General features: G+C 61.0%; 16 protein-coding genes. All 16 read left to right on the forward strand.

Going from position 1 to position 21,175, the window contains the following annotated elements; all coding sequences use genetic code 11:
• Nucleotides 1-116 precede the first annotated feature (116 nt).
• Nucleotides 117-560 carry an RNA polymerase-binding protein DksA gene (gene dksA / locus LOY52_RS22725; RefSeq protein WP_003228250.1) on the forward strand — a complete coding sequence of 148 codons (444 nt, stop codon included), beginning with the start codon at nucleotides 117-119 and terminating at the stop codon, nucleotides 558-560.
• 198 nt (nucleotides 561-758) lie between these two features.
• Nucleotides 759-1,655, forward strand: coding sequence for a tRNA glutamyl-Q(34) synthetase GluQRS (gluQRS, locus tag LOY52_RS22730; protein WP_258676040.1), 897 nt, complete (start codon nucleotides 759-761; stop codon nucleotides 1,653-1,655).
• 77 nt (nucleotides 1,656-1,732) lie between these two features.
• Nucleotides 1,733-1,909, forward strand: coding sequence for a hypothetical protein (locus LOY52_RS22735; RefSeq protein ID WP_003176118.1), 177 nt, complete (start codon nucleotides 1,733-1,735; stop codon nucleotides 1,907-1,909).
• Entirely contained in the window at nucleotides 1,893-4,847 is a 2,955-nt protein-coding gene (locus tag LOY52_RS22740; protein ID WP_202370512.1) for a sensor histidine kinase, read from the forward strand. Before LOY52_RS22735 ends, LOY52_RS22740 begins: the two co-directional genes overlap by 17 nt.
• A gap of 22 nt (nucleotides 4,848-4,869) precedes the next feature.
• Nucleotides 4,870-6,306: a sigma-54 dependent transcriptional regulator gene (locus LOY52_RS22745; protein WP_103367311.1), complete on the forward strand. Its 1,437-nt coding sequence runs from the start codon at nucleotides 4,870-4,872 to the stop codon at nucleotides 6,304-6,306.
• Nucleotides 6,307-7,040: 734 nt separating this feature from the next.
• Nucleotides 7,041-8,441, forward strand: coding sequence for a polynucleotide adenylyltransferase PcnB (locus tag LOY52_RS22750; RefSeq protein ID WP_047600294.1), 1,401 nt, complete (start codon nucleotides 7,041-7,043; stop codon nucleotides 8,439-8,441).
• 3 nt (nucleotides 8,442-8,444) lie between these two features.
• Nucleotides 8,445-8,930: a 2-amino-4-hydroxy-6-hydroxymethyldihydropteridine diphosphokinase gene (gene folK, locus LOY52_RS22755; RefSeq protein WP_258676041.1), complete on the forward strand. Its 486-nt coding sequence runs from the start codon at nucleotides 8,445-8,447 to the stop codon at nucleotides 8,928-8,930.
• A gap of 396 nt (nucleotides 8,931-9,326) precedes the next feature.
• Entirely contained in the window at nucleotides 9,327-10,127 is an 801-nt protein-coding gene (panB, locus tag LOY52_RS22760; protein WP_258676042.1) for a 3-methyl-2-oxobutanoate hydroxymethyltransferase, read from the forward strand.
• A complete protein-coding gene (panC, locus tag LOY52_RS22765; protein ID WP_258676043.1) occupies nucleotides 10,124-10,984 on the forward strand; it encodes a pantoate--beta-alanine ligase in 861 nt (286 codons plus the stop codon). Before panB ends, panC begins: the two co-directional genes overlap by 4 nt.
• 210 nt (nucleotides 10,985-11,194) lie before the next feature.
• Complete coding sequence (gene panD, locus LOY52_RS22770; RefSeq protein WP_007963888.1) at nucleotides 11,195-11,575, forward strand: aspartate 1-decarboxylase; 381 nt, start codon at nucleotides 11,195-11,197, stop codon at nucleotides 11,573-11,575.
• Between the two features lie 230 nt (nucleotides 11,576-11,805).
• Complete coding sequence (pgi, locus tag LOY52_RS22775) at nucleotides 11,806-13,470, forward strand: glucose-6-phosphate isomerase (protein ID WP_027614102.1); 1,665 nt, start codon at nucleotides 11,806-11,808, stop codon at nucleotides 13,468-13,470.
• A 213-nt stretch (nucleotides 13,471-13,683) separates the two neighbouring features.
• Entirely contained in the window at nucleotides 13,684-15,621 is a 1,938-nt protein-coding gene (gene acs, locus LOY52_RS22780; RefSeq protein WP_258676044.1) for an acetate--CoA ligase, read from the forward strand.
• A 51-nt stretch (nucleotides 15,622-15,672) separates the two neighbouring features.
• Nucleotides 15,673-16,545: an oxygenase MpaB family protein gene (locus tag LOY52_RS22785; protein ID WP_258676045.1), complete on the forward strand. Its 873-nt coding sequence runs from the start codon at nucleotides 15,673-15,675 to the stop codon at nucleotides 16,543-16,545.
• Nucleotides 16,546-16,694: 149 nt separating this feature from the next.
• Complete coding sequence (locus LOY52_RS22790; protein ID WP_258676046.1) at nucleotides 16,695-17,711, forward strand: class I SAM-dependent rRNA methyltransferase; 1,017 nt, start codon at nucleotides 16,695-16,697, stop codon at nucleotides 17,709-17,711.
• 183 nt (nucleotides 17,712-17,894) lie between these two features.
• Entirely contained in the window at nucleotides 17,895-20,843 is a 2,949-nt protein-coding gene (locus LOY52_RS22795) for a DUF748 domain-containing protein (RefSeq protein WP_258676047.1), read from the forward strand.
• Nucleotides 20,843-21,139 (forward strand): DUF2845 domain-containing protein, encoded by a 297-nt coding sequence (locus LOY52_RS22800; protein WP_258676048.1) that lies wholly within the window; start codon nucleotides 20,843-20,845, stop codon nucleotides 21,137-21,139. The genes LOY52_RS22795 and LOY52_RS22800 overlap by 1 nt, the downstream gene beginning before the upstream one ends.
• Nucleotides 21,140-21,175 lie beyond the last annotated feature (36 nt).

The raw sequence follows: 21,175 nt of genomic DNA on the forward strand, positions 1-21,175 counted from the left end.
GTAGCGCGGGCCGAATTGATCTGGTAAGTTCGCCCGCTTGCAGCCGCAGGGCCGGCAGGTGTCGGTGATGGAGCAATCCTGCGCAATGGATTACAAGAGTAGAGGCGGTCCATTTCATGCCCACCCAAGCAAAGCAACAGCAGCAAGCGACGATCAGCGGCTTCGAACCTTACGTTCCGAAGGCCGGCGAAGAGTACATGGGCGCTCCCATGCGCGCGCACTTCACCAAGATCCTGAACAAGTGGAAACAGGACTTGATGCAGGAAGTCGACCGTACTGTTGATCACATGAAAGACGAAGCGGCCAACTTCCCTGACCCGGCCGACCGTGCCAGCCAGGAAGAAGAATTCGCCCTCGAGCTGCGCGCCCGCGACCGCGAGCGCAAGTTGATCAAGAAGATCGACAAGACCCTCGAACTGATCCAGGACGAAGAGTACGGCTGGTGCGAGTCCTGCGGCATCGAGATCGGCGTCAAGCGCCTCGAGGCCCGTCCTACCGCCGATCTGTGCATCGACTGCAAGACCCTGGCGGAAATCAAGGAAAAGCAGGTCGGCAAGTAATCTCGACCTGAATGAAAAACGGAGCGTGCGAACGCTCCGTTTTTGTTTCTGCCTTTTTGCTTTTTGCCCTTGTGGGAGCGAGCCTGCTCGCGAAAGCGGTGTGTCATTCAACATTCAATCGTCTGACACCAAGCTTTCGCGAGCAGGCTCGCTCCCACAAGTTGACCTGCGTATAGCCTGAAAAGTAGTTTCGTTTCCATGACTGCCAAAACCGCCCCCGCCTACATCGGCCGCTTCGCCCCGACCCCCAGTGGCCATCTGCACTTCGGCTCGCTGGTTGCCGCCCTCGCCTCTTATCTCGACGCACGCGCGGTCGGCGGGCGCTGGCTGGTGCGCATGGAAGATCTCGATCCACCCCGGGAAGAGCCCGGCGCGCAGGCGGCGATTCTCAAGGCGCTGGAAAGCTACGGTTTCGAATGGGACGGCGAGATGGTGCGCCAGAGTGACCGGCACGACGCCTACGCCGAAGTCCTTAACAGTCTGTTCAATCACGGCCTGGCCTACGCCTGCACCTGTTCGCGCAAGCAGCTGGAGCCGTATCACGGCATTTACCCGGGCTTGTGCCGCAATGCCGGCCATGAGCAGCAAGACGCGGCGATCCGCCTGCGCGTGCCGGAACTGGAATACCACTTCATCGACCGCGTGCAGGGCGAGTTCCGCCAGCATCTGGGGCGCGACGTCGGCGATTTCGTGATTCGCCGCCGCGACGGCCTCTACGCCTATCAACTGGCCGTGGTGCTGGATGACGCCTGGCAAGGCATCACCGACATCGTGCGCGGTGCCGACCTGCTCGACTCCACGCCGCGCCAGCTCTACCTGCAAGAACTGTTGGGCCTGCGTCAGCCGCGCTATCTGCACTTGCCATTGATCACGCAGCCGGACGGCAACAAGCTCGGCAAATCCTACCGTTCGCCACCGCTTGAGGCCGATCAGGCCACCCCTTTGCTGCTGCGGGCCCTGCGAGCGCTGGGGCAAAACCCCAGTGCCGAGCTGGCCCATGCCACACCCGAGGAATTGCTCAAATGGGGCGCAGCCCACTGGGATGCGACAAAGATCCCGCGCACACTGACCCTGCCCGAAGCGCAACTGCAATGACGACACTTGCAGTGGCGCGCCCATCCGTTACCATCGCCGCACGTTTTCGGGCACGCGCATAAAAAAGAGAGGCCGGGATGTACATCTATCGCTTGGTCCTGCTTCTGGTCGTGGGAATCTATCTGTTTTCACCAGCCATCATGGATTGGTGGATCGACGCCACGGGCGCCTGGTATCGGCCGTATCTGCTCTGGTTGATCCTGATTGTCGTGACCTTCATCCTGCAGAGCCAAAAAGATGCCGATGAGCTTTAGCCTGACCCAGATGATCCTGGTCAGCGCCGCGTACCTGACGGTGCTGTTCGGCGTCGCCTGGATCAGCGAACGGGGCATGATCCCGCGAGCGATCATTCGCCACCCGTTGACCTACACCCTGTCGCTGGGGGTCTACGCCAGTGCGTGGGCATTTTACGGCACCGTGGGCCTGGCCTATCAGTACGGCTACGGCTTTCTCTCCAGTTACCTCGGGGTGTCCGGCGCGTTTCTGCTGGCGCCGGTGCTGCTGTATCCGATCCTGAAAATCACCCGCACCTATCAACTGTCGTCGCTGGCGGATCTGTTCGCCTTCCGCTTTCGCAGCACCTGGGCCGGCGCGCTGACCACGATCTTCATGCTGATTGGCGTACTGCCGCTGCTGGCGTTGCAGATTCAGGCGGTGGCCGACTCCATCGGCATCCTCACCGGCGAGCCGATACAGAGCCGCGTCGCGCTGGCGTTCTGCGCACTGATCATCCTGTTCACGATTTTCTTCGGTTCCCGACATATCGCCACCCGCGAGAAACACGAAGGGCTGGTGTTCGCGATTGCCTTCGAATCGGTGATCAAACTGATCGCCCTCGGCGGCGTCGGCCTGTATGCGTTGTACGGCGTGTTCGACGGCCCGCAACAGCTTGAACTGTGGCTGCTGCAAAACCAGACCGCCCTCGCCGCGCTGCACACCCCGCTGCAGGAAGGGCCGTGGCGCACGCTGTTGCTGGTGTTCTTCGCCTCGGCGATCGTGATGCCGCACATGTATCACATGACCTTCACCGAAAACCTCAATCCGCGCTCGCTGGTCAGTGCCAGCTGGGGCCTGCCGCTGTTCCTGTTGCTGATGAGTCTGGCGGTTCCGCTGATTCTCTGGGCTGGCCTGAAACTCGGCGCCACCACTGACCCGGAATACTTCACCCTCGGCATCGGCATTGCCGCCAACAGCAAACCGCTGGCCTTGCTGGCGTACGTCGGCGGACTGTCGGCCGCCAGTGGCCTGATCATCGTCACCACCCTGGCGCTGTCGGGCATGGCGCTGAACCACTTGGTGCTGCCGCTGTACCAGCCACCGGCCGAAGGCAATATCTACCGCTGGCTGAAGTGGACCCGCCGGGCGCTGATCGTCGCGATCATCATGGCCGGTTTCTGCTTTTACCTGATGCTCGGCGCCGGACAGGACCTGGCCAACCTTGGCATCGTCGCCTTCGTCGCGACCCTGCAATTCCTGCCCGGCGTGCTCTCGGTGCTGTACTGGCCGACCGCCAACCGTCGCGGCTTTATCGCCGGCTTGCTGGCGGGGATTCTGGTGTGGGTGGTGACCATGCTGTTGCCGCTGGTCGGCAACCTGCAGGGTTTCTACATTCCACTGCTGAACATGATCTACGTGCTGGACGACACCAGCTGGCACATGGCGGCGATCGCCTCGCTGGCGGCCAACGTGCTGATGTTCACCCTGATCTCTCTGTTCACCAACGCCAGCCCTGAAGAAGCCAGCGCCGCCGAAGCCTGCGCGGTGGATAACGTGCGCCGTCCGCAACGTCGTGAACTGCACGCCGCCTCGCCCCAGGAGTTCGCCACGCAACTGGCCAAACCGCTAGGCGCCAAGGCGGCGCAGAAAGAAGTCGAGCAGGCCCTGCGCGACCTCTATCTGCCGTTCGACGAACGCCGTCCTTATGCCTTGCGCCGCTTGCGCGACCGCATCGAAGCCAACCTCTCCGGCCTGATGGGCCCGAGCGTGGCGCAGGACATGGTCGAAACCTTCCTGCCGTACAAGGCTGGCGGCGAGAACTACGTCACCGAAGACATCCACTTCATCGAAAGCCGTCTCGAGGACTACCACTCGCGCCTCACCGGGCTGGCCGCCGAGCTCGACGCCTTGCGCCGCTACCACCGCCAGACCCTGCAGGAACTGCCAATGGGCGTCTGCTCGCTGGCCAAGGATCAAGAGATCCTGATGTGGAACAAGGCCATGGAAGAACTCACCGGCATCGCCGCGCAACGGGTGGTGGGTTCGCGCCTGAGCACCATCGCCAATCCGTGGAAGCAATTGCTGCAAGGCTTCATCAACCTGCCCGATGAACATTTGCACAAGCAGCACCTGGCCCTCGACGGCCAGACCCGCTGGCTCAATCTGCACAAAGCGGCGATCGATGAACCGTTGGCACCGGGCAACAGCGGCCTGGTGCTGCTGGTGGAAGACCTGACCGAAACGCAGATGCTCGAAGACAAACTGGTGCACTCAGAACGTCTGGCGAGCATCGGTCGACTGGCGGCAGGTGTGGCTCATGAAATCGGCAACCCGATCACCGGCATCGCCTGTCTGGCGCAGAACCTGCGCGAAGAGCGTGAAGAAGATGGCGAACTGACGGAAATCAGCGGGCAGATTCTCGAACAGACCAAGCGCGTGTCGCGCATTGTGCAGTCGCTAATGAGCTTCGCCCACGCCGGCAGCCACCAGCACAGCGACGAACCCGTCTGTCTGGCCGAAGTCGCGCAGGATGCAATTGGCCTGCTGGCGCTGAACCGGCGCAACTTCGAAGTGCAGTTCTACAACCTGTGCGATCCGGATCACTGGGTCGAAGGCGATCCGCAGCGCCTCGCCCAAGTGCTGATCAATCTGCTCTCCAACGCCCGTGATGCCTCGCCTGCGGGCAGTGCGGTGCGGGTCAAGAGTGAAGCCGGCGAACACACGGTCGATCTGATCGTCGAGGACGAAGGCAGTGGTATTCCGCAGAACATCATGGACCGATTGTTCGAACCTTTCTTCACCACCAAGGATCCGGGTGAAGGTACCGGTCTGGGCCTTGCACTGGTCTATTCCATCGTTGAAGAGCATTATGGACAAATCACCATCGACAGCCCGGCTGATGTACAAAGCCAGCGCGGCACCCGTATCCGGGTGACCTTACCGCGTCATGTCGAAGCGACGTCCGCTGTGAACTGAGACCGTCGAGAGTATCGAATCAATGCCGCACATTTTGATCGTCGAAGACGAAACCATTATCCGCTCCGCCTTGCGCCGCCTGCTGGAACGCAACCAGTATCAGGTCAGCGAAGCCGGTTCTGTGCAGGAAGCACAAGAACGCTTCAGTATTCCCACATTCGATCTGATCGTCAGCGACCTGCGCCTGCCTGGCGCCCCCGGCACAGAGCTGATCAAGCTTGGCCAAGGCAAACCGGTGCTGATCATGACCAGCTACGCCAGCCTGCGCTCGGCGGTCGACTCGATGAAGATGGGCGCGGTGGACTACATCGCCAAGCCTTTCGATCACGATGAAATGCTTCAGGCGGTCGCGCGGATCCTGCGTGATCACCAGTCGACGCCTGCCGCCGGCGAAGTGCCTGCCGGCAAAGCAGCCAATGGCAGCGGCAAGTCGTCTGTCGACAACAGCAACGGCGAGATCGGCATCATTGGCTCGTGCCCGCCGATGCAGGATCTGTACAGCAAGATTCGCAAAGTCGCACCGACCGATTCCAATGTCCTGATCCAGGGCGAGTCCGGCACCGGTAAAGAGCTGGTGGCCCGCGCCCTGCATAACCTGTCCAAGCGCGCCAAGGCACCGATGATTTCGGTGAACTGCGCCGCCATCCCGGAAAGCCTGATCGAGTCCGAACTGTTCGGCCACGAAAAAGGCGCGTTCACTGGCGCCAGCGCCGGTCGCGCCGGTCTGGTGGAAGCGGCGGACGGCGGCACGCTGTTCCTCGACGAGATCGGCGAACTGCCGCTCGAAGCCCAGGCCCGTTTGCTGCGCGTGCTGCAGGAAGGCGAGATTCGCCGCGTCGGTTCGGTGCAGTCGCAAAAGGTCGATGTGCGTTTGATCGCCGCGACCCACCGCGACCTCAAGAGCCTGGCGAAAATCGGCCAGTTCCGTGAAGACCTGTATTACCGTCTGCACGTCATTGCCCTGAAACTGCCGGCATTGCGCGAACGTGGCGCCGACGTCAACGAAATCGCCACCGCGTTCCTCGCTCGCCAGAGTGCGCGCATCAACCGTACCGACCTGAAATTTGCCGCCGATGCCGAACAGGCCATCCGGCATTATTCCTGGCCGGGTAATGTGCGTGAGCTGGAAAACGCGGTGGAGCGCGCAGTGATCCTGAGCGAAAGCCCGGAAATCTCTGCCGACCTGCTGGGCATCGACATCGAGCTGAGCGACCTGGAGGACGACGAATTCATCGGCTTGCCTGCGCAAACCGCGGGTAACACCAGCAACAGCAGCCATGAGCCGACGGAAGACCTGTCGCTGGAAGACTACTTCCAGCACTTCGTCCTCGAGCATCAGGACCACATGACCGAAACCGAACTGGCGCGCAAACTGGGCGTCAGTCGCAAGTGCCTGTGGGAACGACGCCAGCGCCTGGGCATCCCGCGGCGCAAGACCGGGGTCGCCAGCGAGAGCTGAACGTTACCTGTCGAGTGTGCGGGTAACGCTTGAGGAAGTGAAAAAACTGTTACCTCAGTCCTTTCACGTAACAGAAGCCGGGGTTATCGGTAACGAAACCCCGGCTTTTTTTCGCCCAGAGAAAACCGTTATATCGACCTAACCCCTTGTTTTATTGGGCTTCGCAAAAGTTGGCACGGCACCTGCTATATGTTTGGTACAAGAACAATAACAAGCAATGCACAAGACAATAAAAATAAGACGAATCGACTCACGCACAATAAAAACAAGACGGCGAGAGGCGCAGCTAACTGATTCTTTTGGAGAGGCGTTGTATTTGGGGCTAGCCCCACGACCAGGCCGAGAACAACAAAAACTGTCCTAAGACAGAGCCTGTACTGGTTGGATCGCAAGATCACTGCAACACAGCGACCAAAGCAATCCGTTTGCTCTTGGCTCCCGATTGGGAGGGTCATGAAGGAAAAGCTTCATGGCGAGGGCACTCAACAAAAACAAGAAGCCCGAATCAATAATAAAAAGAGCACGCAACTACTTCTTGGGGAGCTTCGGCTCCCCTTGTAGTTTCTCCCGTTCGGAAAATCCTGCTGTTTTATCCCTCCTCGACCCTTGCAGCTTGCGGCTTACAGCGCAAATCTGCTGCGTCCTACACCATCCCCCGACTAAATGCTAGAATCTGCGCCCATCATGCGGTCATTCTTTGGTATGGCCGAACATTCCTTCAAACAGTGCATCCCATGCTGAAGAAGCTGTTCCAGTCATTCCGAACTCCCGTGCGTCGTACGCAACACATCCGCAGCACCCCTGAAGTGCTCAACAGCGGCCAACATTCGCTGCAGAAGGGGCAATTCAGCCGCTATGCGGTCAATATCGTCGAACGCTTGCAGGGCGCCGGCTACCAGGCCTATCTGGTCGGTGGTTGCGTGCGTGACATGCTGTTGGGCATCACGCCCAAGGATTTCGACGTCGCCACCAGCGCCACCCCCGAGCAAGTCCGTGCCGAATTCCGCAATGCGCGGATCATCGGTCGCCGCTTCAAACTGGTGCATATCCATTTCGGTCGCGAAATCATTGAAGTCGCGACCTTCCGCGCCAATCACCCGGTCAATGAAGACGACGAAGACAGCAACCAGTCTTCGCGTAACGAGAGCGGGCGGATTCTGCGTGACAACGTTTACGGCACCCTGGAAGAAGACGCGCAACGCCGCGACTTCACCATCAACGCCCTGTATTACGATCCGGTCAGCGAGCGCATTCTCGATTACGCCAACGGCGTACACGACATCCGCAATCACCTGATCCGCCTGATCGGCGATCCGAAGCAGCGTTACCAGGAAGACCCGGTGCGCATGCTGCGTGCCGTGCGTTTCGCCGCCAAGCTGAATTTCGGCATCGAAAAACACACCGTGCAGCCGATCCGCGAACTGGCGCCGATGCTGCGCGAGATCCCGTCGGCCCGCCTGTTCGAGGAAGTGCTCAAGCTGTTCCTCTCCGGCCACGGCGCGATCACCTTCGAGATGCTGGTCGATCTGCAACTGTTCGCCCCGCTGTTCCCGGCCAGTGCCGACGCACTCGAGCACAACCCGGAATACACCCACACGCTGATCAGCGAAGCGCTGACCAACACCGACCTGCGCATCAAGCAGAACAAACCGGTGACCCCGGCGTTCCTGTTTGCCGCCCTGCTGTGGCCTGCCCTGCCGGCCCGCGTGTTGCGTCTGCAAGAGCGTGGCATGCCGCCGATTCCGGCGATGCAGGAAGGTGCGCACGAGCTGATCGCCGAACAGTGCCAGCGCATCGCCATTCCAAAGCGCTTCACCATGCCGATCCGCGAGATCTGGGACATGCAGGAACGCCTGCCACGCCGCAGCGGCAAGCGCGCCGACCTGCTGCTGGACAATCCACGTTTCCGCGCCGGTTACGACTTCCTGCTGCTGCGTGAAAGCGCTGGCGAGCAGACCGACGGTCTGGGCGAATGGTGGACGGACTATCAGGACGCCAACGACAGCGAACGTCGCGACATGATCCGTGACCTCAGCGGCAAGGGCGATGACGCCAGCGGCGCGCCGCGCAAACGTCGCCGCAGCAGCGGCTCCAAGCGCAAGCGCGCCGGGGCACCGAGCGCATCGGGCGAATAAGGCATGGAACGCATCTATATCGGCCTGGGCAGCAACCTCGCTGACCCGGCCGAACAATTGCGCAGCGCGCTCAGCGCGCTGGGGCAATTGCCGCAGACTTCCCTTGCTGGTGTTTCGGCGTTCTTTCAGAGCGATTCACTGCTGCCGGGACAACCGCGTTACACCAACGCGGTCGCCGCCCTCGACAGTGATCTCGCGCCGCTCGATCTGCTCGATGCGCTGCAAGCCATCGAGAACGATCAGGGCCGCGAACGCCTCGAACGCTGGGGCCCCCGCACGCTCGATCTGGACATCCTGTTGTTCGGCGATCGCCTGATCGACGAGCCGCGGCTGAAAGTCCCGCATTATCAGATTCAGGAACGTGCGTTCGTGCTCTATCCCCTGGCCGAACTGGCCCCGCAGGATTTGCGTCTCGCCGATGGCCGCAGCCTGCCCGACCTGCTCGCCGCCTGCCCGTTCGTAGGCTTGGAACGCCTCCCGACAGATTGATTACAATCCCCTGTGGGAGCGAGCCTGCTCGCGAAAGCGGTGTGTCATTCAACACTGCGTTGACTGATCCGCCGCCTTCGCGAGCAGGCTCGCTCCCACATTGGTTTATTGCATACGCTGGATTTTGTCGGACAAAACTCGCCGAATCAGCCCCGCCGCACCGCTGAATCGCATCAGTAACGCCGGTAACACTCCCCTCGTAACAATGCGGTAACACACGCAATTGACTTCCGCTTGGCTCCTCACGACTATAGGCGTCCCGCTGCCGCCAACCCGGCACATACGGGCGCAATCCAGGCCTTATAAGCACGACAAAAGAGCGTGCGCCTGAGTAGACGAAGAATCACGCGCGTTACTCGCAGTAGTTTCCAGAGCGCCTGAACGAGGATTTTTTACATGCCAGCCATCACCCTGACCACGCTCCAGAGCCTCAAGCAGAAAGGTGAAAAGATCACCATGCTGACCTGCTATGACGCGACCTTCGCCCACGCCTGCAACGAGGCTGGTGTCGAAGTGCTGCTGGTGGGCGACTCCCTCGGCATGGTTCTGCAAGGGCACGACAGCACCTTGCCGGTGACCATTGCAGAAATGGCCTATCACACCGCGTGCGTCAAACGCGGCAACACCGACGCCCTGATCCTGGCCGACCTGCCATTCATGGCCAACGCCACTATCGAGCAAACCCTGACCAACAGCGCCACGCTGATGCAGGCCGGCGCGCACATGATCAAGGTCGAAGGCGCGCTGTGGCTGGCGGAGTCGATCCGTCTGCTGGCCGAACGCGGTGTGCCGGTCTGCGCGCACATGGGCCTGACCCCACAAGCGGTGAACATTCTTGGCGGCTATAAAGTGCAGGGCCGCAACGAGAACCAGGCGCGGCAGATGCGTGCCGACGCGATCTCGCTCGAGCAGGCTGGCGCCGCCATGCTGCTGCTCGAATGCGTACCAAGCGAACTGGCGGCGGAAATCAGCCAGGCCGTGAAAATTCCGGTCATCGGCATCGGCGCCGGTAGCGAGACCGACGGTCAGGTACTGGTGCTGCACGACATGCTCGGCCTGTCGATCACCGGCCGCGTGCCGAAATTCGTCAAGAACTTCATGCAGGGTCAGGACAGCATCCAGTCCGCACTGAAGGCCTACGTCAACGAAGTCAAAGGCGTTACTTTCCCTGGGATCGAACACGGATTCTCTGCATGAACACCGTTAAAACCGTACGCGAATTGCGCGCCGCCGTGGCGCGCGCCCGCAGTGAAGGCAAGCGCATCGGCTTCGTGCCGACCATGGGCAACCTGCACAGCGGCCATATCGCGCTGATCACCAAGGCCACTCAGCGTGTGGATTTCGTGGTCGCGAGCATTTTCGTCAACCCGCTGCAGTTCGGCGCCGGCGAAGACCTCGACAAGTACCCGCGCACTCTGGCGGCGGATCAGGAGAAACTGCTGCAAGCCGGCTGCCATTTGCTGTTCGCCCCGACCGTCGAAGAGATGTACCCCGACGGCATGGCCGGGCAGACCCGGGTCAGCGTGCCGCAACTGTCTGAAGGCCTGTGTGGCGCCAGCCGTCCGGGGCACTTCGAAGGTGTGGCGACGGTGGTCAGCAAGCTGTTCAACATGGTTCAGCCGGATCTGGCGATCTTCGGCCAGAAAGACTTCCAGCAACTGGCGGTGATCCGCGCGCTGGTGCATGACCTGAACATGCCGATCCAGATCATCGGCGAACCCACCGTGCGTGCGGCCGACGGCCTGGCGCTGTCGTCGCGTAATGGCTTCCTCAGCGAAGATCAACGTGCGGTGGCCCCGGTGGTCTATCGCACCCTGAGCACGATTGCCGAGTCGATCAAGCAAGGTGAGCGCGACTACCCGGCACTGATCGCCGCTCAGGTGCAACAGCTGGAAGCCGCTGGCTTGCGTCCGGATTACCTGGAAATTCGCCATGCCCTGACCTTGCGTCCGGCGACGGCTGAAGACCGCGACCTGGTGATTCTGGTGGCCGCGTTCCTCGGCACCACGCGGTTGATCGACAACCTGCACCTGAACCTCGATAGCCCCGTCTAAAAAACACCGCAATCCCCCTGTGGGAGCGAGCCTGCTCGCGAATGCGATCTGTCAGTTGACAACGATGTCGACTGTTCCGACGCTTTCGCGAGCAGGCTCGCTCCCACAGTGTTTTTCAGCGTCCTGAAAAATGCATTTCAAGCCATATTGCCGCCCCCAAAGCCTTCGGGCACACTGCCCGCCGTTTGCTTCCAACCCGGGAAATCCCTCATGCACGCCATCATGCTCAAGGCCAAGCTGCACCGCGCCGAAGTCACTCATGCGGTACTCGATTACGAAGGTTCCTGCGCCATTGATGGCGAGTGGCTGGACTTGTCCGGCATCCGTGAGTACGAGCAGATCCAGATCTATAACGTCGACAATGGCGAGCGCTTCACCACCTACGCGATTCGTGGCGAAGAGGGTTCGCGGATGATTTCGGTCAATGGCGCAGCCGCGCATAAAGCCAAGGTCGGCGACCGCGTGATCATTTGCGCCTACGCCCATTACAGCGAAGCGGAACTGGTCAATTTCAAACCGCGCATGCTGTACATGGCCCCAGGCAACGAGCTCAGCCACACCAGCAACGCCATTCCGGTTCAGGTGGCCTGAGCCGCTTCGAGGCGCCACTCCCCTTCCGTTGGTCGGCCCGTTCCCGGTATTGATGTTAAAAAAGTACAGGGAACAGGTCAGAAGAAGTCAAGACAGATCGCAGCGCGAGGTTTACTGTATTCGCCCTGCGTTGAAAAATCGTGTCGACGCATTTGACCCTCGCCCAAACATGGCGTATCGGTCTGTTCTGTGTTCAAAAGGCCGTTCAAGTAAAAAGGAAAACCGCAGCGATGGCGTACTACCGCACTCCTCATGACGTTACCGCTCTGCCTGCCTGGCAAGCGTTGAAAGATCACCGCCAAGCCATGCAGGATTTCAGCATGCGCGAAGCCTTCAACGCCGATCCGCAGCGCTTCAATCAATTCACGCTCAGCAGCTGCGGCCTGTTTCTCGATTATTCGAAGAATCTGATCAACGCCGAGACCCGCAACCTGTTGGTGGGTCTGGCCAATGAAGTCGATCTGAAAGGCGCGATCAAAGCGCTGTTCGACGGCGAAATCGTCAACGCTTCCGAAGGCCGCCCGGCACTGCACACCGCTCTGCGCCGCCCGGTGGGCGACAAGCTGTCGGTCAACGGCGTCAACGTGATGCCGGAAGTGCACAAGGTGCTGAACCAGATCACGGATCTGGTCGGCCGCATCCACGATGGCCTGTGGCGCGGTTACACCGAGAAGCCGATCACTGACGTGGTCAACATCGGCATCGGTGGCTCGTTCCTCGGCCCGGAGCTGGTCTCCGAAGCGCTATTGTCCTACGCGCAGAAAGGCGTGCGTTGCCACTACCTGGCGAACATCGACGGCAGTGAGTTCCACGAACTGACACAAAAGCTGCGCGCTGAAACCACGCTGTTCATCGTTTCGTCGAAATCCTTCAACACCCTCGAAACCTTGAAGAACGCTCAGGCCGCACGCGCCTGGTATCTGGCCCAGGGCGGTTCCGAAGCCGAGCTGTATCGCCACTTCATCGCGGTATCGAGCAACAACGCTGCGGCCGTCGCGTTCGGCATCCGTGAAGAAAACATCTTCCCGATGTGGGACTGGGTCGGCGGTCGTTACTCGCTGTGGTCGGCCATCGGCCTGCCGATTGCCCTGGCCATCGGCATGTCCAACTTCAAGGAACTGCTGTCCGGTGCCTACACCATGGACCAGCATTTCCAGAGCGCACCGTTCGAACAGAACATGCCGGTGCTGCTGGCCCTGCTCGGCGTGTGGTACGGCAACTTCTGGGGCGCGCAAAGCCACGCGATCCTGCCGTACGACCACTACCTGCGCAACATCACCAAGCACTTGCAACAGCTGGACATGGAATCCAACGGCAAGAGCGTGCGTCAGGACGGCACTTCGGTGTCGACCGATACCGGCCCGGTGATCTGGGGCGGCGTCGGCTGCAACGGCCAGCACGCTTATCACCAGTTACTGCACCAGGGCACCCAACTGATCCCGGCCGATTTCATCGTGCCGATCGTCAGCTTCAACCCGGTCTCTGATCACCATCAGTGGCTGTACGCCAACTGCCTGTCGCAGAGTCAGGCGCTGATGCTCGGCAAGACCCTGCCGGAAGCCGAGGCCGAACTGCGCGAAAAAGGCATGAGCGAAGAGCAGGTGCACAAACTCGCACCGCACAAGGTGATCCCGGGCAACCGTCCGAGCAATACCATTGTGGTCGAGCGCATCAGCCCGCGTCGTCTCGGCGCGCTGGTCGCCATGTATGAGCACAAAGTGTTCGTGCAGAGCGTGGTCTGGGGCATCAACGCCTTCGACCAGTGGGGCGTGGAACTGGGCAAGGAACTGGGCAAGGGCGTTTACAACCGTCTGGTCGGCAGCGATGAAACCGTTGCTGACGATGCCTCCACCCAGGGCCTGATCAACTACTTCCGCGGTCGTCACCGCGGGTGATGTGAATGGGTTGCCCACGAATCCTGTGGGCAACCCATTTCCAATGTGGGAGCGAGCCTGCTCGCGAATGCGGCGTGTCATTCAGCATCTTTGTGACTGATACAGCGCATTCGCGAGCAGGCTCGCTCCCACAGTTGTTTTAGCGATCACTTGAACCTCCGGGCCGCTCGGCGCATCTTTATTCCTGTCGCACAACAAGAATAAGGAACCGTCATGTTCGATATCAGCACGTTCCCCAAAGCCGATGCCGTCCGCCGGGCTGCGCAGTTGAGTCAGGACGACTATAAGCGTCTGTACCGCGAATCCATTGAACACCCCAGCGCCTTCTGGGCCGAACAGGCCACCCGCTTCCTCGACTGGAGCACACCGTGGCAGACCGTGCAGCGCTACGACCTGAAAACCGGTGAAGCGTCCTGGTTTGCCGGCGGCCAACTGAACGTCAGCTACAACTGCATCGACCGCCACCTCGCCCAGCGCGGCGAGCAGACCGCGATCCTCTGGGAAGGCGACGACCCGGCCGAATCAGCGCAGATCACCTACAAAAAACTTCACCATCACGTCTGCCGCCTGGCCAATGTGCTGAAAAGCCGTGGGGTGAAAAAAGGTGATCGGGTGTGCATCTACATGCCGATGATCCCCGAGGCGGCCTACGCCATGCTCGCCTGCGCGCGGATCGGCGCGATTCATTCGGTGGTGTTCGGCGGTTTCTCCCCGGACTCATTGCGTGACCGTATCCTCGACGCCGACTGCCGCACCGTGATCACCGCCGATGAAGGCGTACGCGGCGGCAAGTTCGTCCCGCTCAAGCACAACGTCGACAAGGCCCTGCAAAGTTGCCCGGACGTCAGCACCGTCGTCGTAGTCGAACGCAGCCAAGGCCAGGTCGATTGGGTCGAGGGCCGTGATCTCTGGTATCACCAGGCCGTGCGTGACGTCAGCGACGATTGCCCGCCAGAACCGATGGACGCCGAAGATCCGCTGTTCATCCTCTACACCTCCGGCAGCACCGGCAAACCCAAGGGTGTGCTGCACACCACCGGCGGCTACCTGCTGCAAGCGGCGATGACCTTCAAGTACGTGCTCGATTATCGCGATGGCGAAGTGTTCTGGTGCACTGCCGACGTCGGCTGGGTGACCGGCCACAGTTACATCGTCTACGGCCCGCTGGCCAACGGCGCAACCACGCTGATCTTCGAAGGCGTGCCAAGTTATCCAAGCACTTCGCGCTTCTGGCAGGTGATCGACAAACACCACGTCAACATCTTCTACACCGCGCCGACGGCTCTGCGCGCGTTGATGCGTGAAGGTGCCGAACCGTTGAAGGAAACGTCGCGTGCAAGCCTCAGATTGCTCGGCAGTGTCGGTGAGCCGATCAACCCGGAGGCGTGGGAATGGTATTTCAACGTGGTCGGCGAACAGCGCTGCCCCATCGTCGATACCTGGTGGCAGACCGAAACCGGCGGCATCATGCTCAGCCCGCTGGTCAGCGCACAGCGGATCAAACCGGGTTGCGCCACGCAGCCGATGTTCGGCGTGCAACCGGTGCTGCTCGATGAACACGGCAAGGAAATCAAAGGCGCCGGCAGCGGCGTGCTGGCGATCAAGTCGAGTTGGCCGGCGCAGATCCGCAGCGTCTACGGCGACCCGCAACGGATGGTCGACACCTATTTCAAACCCTACCCCGGCTATTACTTCACTGGCGACGGCGCACGCCGCGACGAGGACGGCGATTACTGGATCACCGGGCGCATCGACGACGTGATCAACGTCTCCGGCCACCGCATCGGTACCGCCGAAGTGGAAAGCGCGCTGGTGCTGCACGACAGCATCGCCGAAGCCGCCGTGGTCGGTTACCCGCACGACGTCAAAGGCCAAGGCATCTATGCCTTCGTCACCCCCATGAACGGCGTCGAGCCGAGCGACGATCTGAAGAAGGAACTGCTGGCCCACGTCAGCAAGGAAATCGGCAGCTTCGCCAAACCGGACCTGATCCAGTGGGCGCCGGCCTTGCCGAAAACCCGTTCAGGCAAGATCATGCGGCGGATCCTGCGCAAGATCGCCTGCAACGAACTCGACAGCCTCGGCGACACCTCGACCCTGGCCGACCCGAGCGTAGTCCAGGGCCTGATCGACAAGCGCCTGAATCAGTAATATTCGTGGCGCGGTCAACCGGCCGCGCCCGTCCACCACCAATGAGTTGTCATGGAATTCATCCGCAGCCGTATCGAAAACCAACTCATGAGCCTGACCGGGCTATCCCTCGGTCAGCTCGATCTGGAAAATCCCAAGGGCGATCCCGGGCTGTTCGGGCCGGACTCGGTCAGTTGGCAAGTGCATGGCGATTTCAGCAGCATGCTGATCGGCGGCATCAGCGCCTTGTTGCTGCAAGCCCTGCATCCGCTGGCGCTGGCCGGGGTCTGGGATCATTCGAATTTTCGTCAGGACATGCTCGGACGTTTGCGCCGCACCAGTCAGTTTGTCTCCGGCACCACCTTCGGCTCGCGCCGCGACGCCGAGTGGCTGATCGACAAAGTGCGCACCATTCACCTGCAAGTAATCGGCACCGCGCCGGATGGCCGACCGTATGCGGCCAGCGATCCGGACCTGCTGACTTGGGTGCATGTGGCCGAGGTCAGTCACTTTCTTGCGGCGCATTTGCGTTACCGCAACCCGCAATTGTCGGCGGCGGATCAGGATCGTTACTACGCGGAAATCGCCGTGGTCGCCGAGCGCCTGGGTGCGCGGGATGTGCCGAAATCGCGGCAGGCCGTGGCTGACTATCTGCAACGCATGCGCCCGCAATTGCTCTGTGATGAACGCAGCCGCGAAGTCCTGCGCCTGCTGCTCGACGCCCCGGCCCCGAGCGTGCTGGCCCGTCCGTTTGGCGACCTGATGATGAAGGCCGGCATCGATCTGCTGCCGGATTGGGCCAGCGACATGTTCGGGATACGACAGAATCCGCTGCAACGCCAGCTGATCCGCGCCAGCGTCAAGCGCAGCGCGCCAATGCTGCGCTGGGCAATGCGCAACGGTTCGGTGCAACGCGCCAAACGACGGATGGGTTTGCTGACCTAAGAGCTTCGCGAGCAGGCTCGCTCCCACAGGAGATTTGATTTGCAGCATAGATCCTGTGTGGGAGCGAGCCTGCTCGCGAAGGGCGCAACTCGATTGCCCGCCAAGCTGCTAAACTCTCGCGCCCCAATTCTCACCAGCAAGGCGCACGCATGTCTTCCTTGAATCAGGCGCTGCGCGCCGCCCTCGACCAACGCCAGGACCTGCTCGCTGAGCTGCACAGCCAGGGCACTGATTGCTATCGCCTGTTCCATGGCAGCCAGGAAGGCGCCGGTGGCCTGACCGTCGACCGCTACGGTCCGCAATTGCTGGTGCAAAGTTTTCACCAGCCCCTGGAGCGTGACGACCTGCTGCAACTGCACGCCATGGTCAATCAGACCCTGGGCTTCGAAACCCTGCTGGTCTACAACGACCGCTCCCGGGGCAACTCGCGCATCGATCGCGAGGACAGCGTCTACAAAGCCGACGCCGCCGCACTGGCGGATCTGGTCGGCCACGAATGGGGCCTGAACTATCGCGTGCGCGGGCGGCATGCCGGGCAGGATCCGCTGCTGTTCCTCGACCTGCGCAACACTCGCGGCTGGGTCAAGGATCACGCCAAGGGCAAAAGTGTGCTCAACCTCTTTGCCTACACCTGTGGCGTCGGCCTGAGTGCCGCTGCCGGTGGCGCGCGCGAGGTGTGCAATCTGGATTTCGCCGAAGGCAATCTGGCAGTCGGCCGAGAAAACGGCCTGCTCAACCCGCAATTGCCCGAGATGCAATTCATCCAGTCCGATTACTTCCCGGCGATCCGGCAGCTCGCCGGCCTGCCGATCAGCCAGCGGCGCGGGCAGAAGCTGCCGAGCTATCAGCGCCTCGACCAGCGTCAATACGATCTGGTGCTGCTCGACCCGCCCGCTTGGGCCAAGAGCGCGTTCGGCACCGTCGACCTGCTGCGCGACTATCAGAGCCTGCTCAAACCGGCGCTGCTGACCACCGCTGACAACGGCGTGCTGATCTGCTGCAACAACCTGGCAAAAGTCAGCATGGACGACTGGCGTGAACAGGTTCTGCGTTGCGCCGAGAAGGCCGGGCGACCGGTCCGCGAATGGAGCGTGATGACCCCGGGCGCGGACTTCCCGTCGCTGGATCAACAGCCACCGCTGAAAACCCTGATCCTGCAGCTGTAGCCGTACTCCCTGTAGGAGCTGCCGCAGGCTGCGATCTTTTGATCTTGTTCTGAAAAGTCAAAAGATCGCAGCCTGCGGCAGCTCCTACAGGGATTGCAGACAAATCTGAACAATCCTGCCCCCCACGATGTACTTCGGAACCAGAATCGCGTGCCATACTCCAAGGCACTCCGATTCAGACAGATGAAGCCGCACATGCCCAAAGGATTGATTCGCGCGATTGGCGCCTTGTTGACTGTTCTGGCCCTCTACAGCCTGCTGGGGTTTCTGATCTTGCCGGGCATCGCCCTGCGTATCGCCAACCAGCAACTGGCGAACTACGCCACGGTGCCGGCGCATATCCAGCGCATCGAACTCAATCCGTTCAGCCTTGAAGTCACCCTGTGGGGCTTGGTCGTCGGTGAGCCGGGTAAAGAGCAAGTCGGCTTCGAGCGGCTGTACGCCAATCTGCAACTCGACAGCCTGTGGACCAAGGCGCTGCATCTGGCCGATATCGAGCTGGACAAGCCCAAGACCGAAATCCTCTTCGCCAAGGACGGCCAGCTCAATCTGCTGGGCCTGTTCAAGATTCCCGCCAGCGAACCGACCCCGGCCGATCCGAATGCCAAGCCGTTCCCGCTGCGCATCGACCGCATTCAACTGGCCGGCGGCAACGTGCATTTCCAGGACGCCCGGCCGAGCGAGCCGATCGAGTTTCTCTACGACAAACTCGACTTCGAGCTGAAAAACCTCAGCACTCTGCCCGAAGACAATGCCGACATGACCCTGGTGGCTGCCGGCCCGGCCGGTGGGCAGATCGACTGGAAAGGCAACTTCAGTCTGATCCCGTTTACCTCCGAAGGCACCTTGAAAGTCACCGACGGCAAGATGAAATCCTTCTGGCCCTATGTGCGTGACGCGGTGCCACTGGTGCTCGAAGACGGCGTGCTGAATCTCAGCACCGAGTACAAACTGAATCTGTCGAAAGAAACCGAACTGCTGTTGAACAACGTCGCGGTGAGCATTGCGCCATTCGCGATCAAGGCGCCGGACGGACGCCCATTGGCGAAACTTGAGCGCCTCGACGTCAGCGAGACCTCACTGGATCTGGCCAAACAGCAAGTAGTGGTCGGCAAGATCCGCAGCAACAAACTGGAAACCTGGGCCGCGCTCGAAGCCGACGGCCAGCTCGACTGGCAGAAACTGTTCGCCAGCCAGCCATCGAAACCCGCCGCCAAGGCCGCCGCCGAACCCAAGACCACTCCGGCCGCCGCCGACTCGCCGAAAGAGCCGGCCGCGCCGAGCAAGCCCTGGCAAGTGCTGCTCAAAGACGTACAGCTACGCAACTACACCGTGCATCTCGCCGACCGCTCGGCCAACCCACCCGTGGCACTGGATGTCACCCCGCTGAATATCGACCTGCAGGATTTCGACAGCCTCAACGGCTCGCCTTTCAAGGTCAGGCTCGACAGCGGCTTGGGCAAACAAGGCAAGATCAACGCCGACGGTGTGGTCAACCTCGCGCCGGTCACCGCTCAACTCAACGTGAAAACCCAGGACATCGACCTGCGTGTCGCGCAGTCCTACATTAATCCGTTCATTCGCCTGGAACTGCGCAGCGGCATGCTCGGCAGCGACCTCAAGGTCAACCTCAAGAGCACCGCCCCCCTGGCACTCGGCGTGACCGGGCGTGCGCAGATCGATCAACTGCACACCCTCGACACCCTGAAAACCCGCGACTTCCTCAAGTGGCAGCAAGTGGTGGTTGAAGGCATCAACTATCAACACGGTGACAGCCTGTCGATCGACAAGGTCAACCTGTTCCAGCCGTATGTGCGCTTCATGATCAACGATGACCGCACCACCAACATCGACGACCTGCTGATCCCGCAGCCTGCCGACAGCGGTGCGAAAACCGCCGCGGCGAAACCGGCCAGCAAGGACAAGCCGCTGGGCATTCACATTGGGGCGATTGCGATCAACGACGGTTCGGCCAACTTCGCCGATTTCAGCCTGACGCCGAATTTCGCCACAGCAGTTCAACAGCTCAACGGCCAGATCGGCACCATCGACAGCCGTCAGGCGAAACCGGCCAGCGTCGACATCAAGGGCAAGGTCGACCGCTATGCCCCGGTGACCATCAAAGGTGCCGTCAACCCGTTCGACCCGATGGCCAGCCTCGACATCGCCACCAGTTTCAAACGCGTCGAGCTGACTACCCTGACCCCGTATTCCGGCAAGTTCGCCGGTTACCGCATCCGCAAGGGCCGGCTCAACCTCGACCTGCACTACCTGATCACCAAGGGCCAGTTGAAGGCTGAAAACAAAGTGGTGGTCGAGCAACTGCAACTCGGTGAAAAAGTCGACAGCCCGGATGCCGTGAGCCTGCCGCTGAAACTGGCGATTGCCCTGCTCAAGGACGTCGATGGCAAGATTTCCATCGAACTGCCGGTGACCGGCGACCTCAACAATCCGCAGTTCAGCGTGATGCCGATTGTCTGGCAGACCCTGCGCAACCTGATCGTCAAAGCGGCGGCCGCGCCGTTCAAGCTGATTGGCGGGCTGATCAACGGTGGCGGTTCCGAAGACCTCGGCACCGTGTCCTTTGCCCCGGGTTCGAGCGACCTGAGCAAGGATGCCGAGTCGGCGCTGGACAAACTGTCCAAGGCCCTCAAGGAACGTCCGGCCCTGCGTCTGGAAATCGAAGGCACTGCCGCACAGAGCAGCGACGGCCCGTTGATTGCCGAGCAGCGTCTGGAACGTGAATACCAGTACAACTACTACAAGATGCTCCAGCGCCGTGGCGACAAGGTGCCGGCTCAGGCTTCACTGCTGCAAGTGCCGGAGAGCGAGAAAGGCCCGCTGCTCGAAGGCATCTACCGCACCCGACTGAAAACCCAGCCACCGGCCGAATGGAAGGATCTGGGCAAGGAAGAACGCACGGCGAAAATGCGTGATGGCGTGATCAAGTTCTGGAGTTCCAGCGATGTGCTGCTGCGGCAGCTGGGTCAGGAACGCGCCAGCAGCATCAAGGACTATCTGGTCGACAAGGGTCAACTGGCCGACGATCGGGTGTACTTCATCGACGCCAACCTGGGCGAAGCCGAAAGCGATGGTCGGGTCGTGACGCAAATGCACCTGGACGCGGAATGATGAACCACAAATGGCGGGTTGCGCTGACGCTGCTGCTCGCCGCCAGCCCTGTGCTGGCCTCCGACACGCTGCGTTGTGGCAGCCAACTGGTCAGTCTCGGCGACCGCGCCAGCGAAGTGCTGCAGAAGTGCGGCGAACCGGTCAGCCGCGACGTCCTCGGCTACAAGCGCAGCGCCAACCGTCGTGAAGAGTTTCAAGTGGAGGAATGGACCTACGGCCCGAGCAACGGCATGTACCAATACCTGCGCTTTGAAGGCAATCGCCTGCGGCAGATCAATAGCAAGCGCGGTAACTGAAAGATCAAAAGATCGCAGCCTTCGGCAGCGCCTACA

This window comes from Pseudomonas sp. B21-051, assembly GCF_024748795.1.
GTDB lineage: Bacteria > Pseudomonadota > Gammaproteobacteria > Pseudomonadales > Pseudomonadaceae > Aquipseudomonas > Aquipseudomonas putida_A.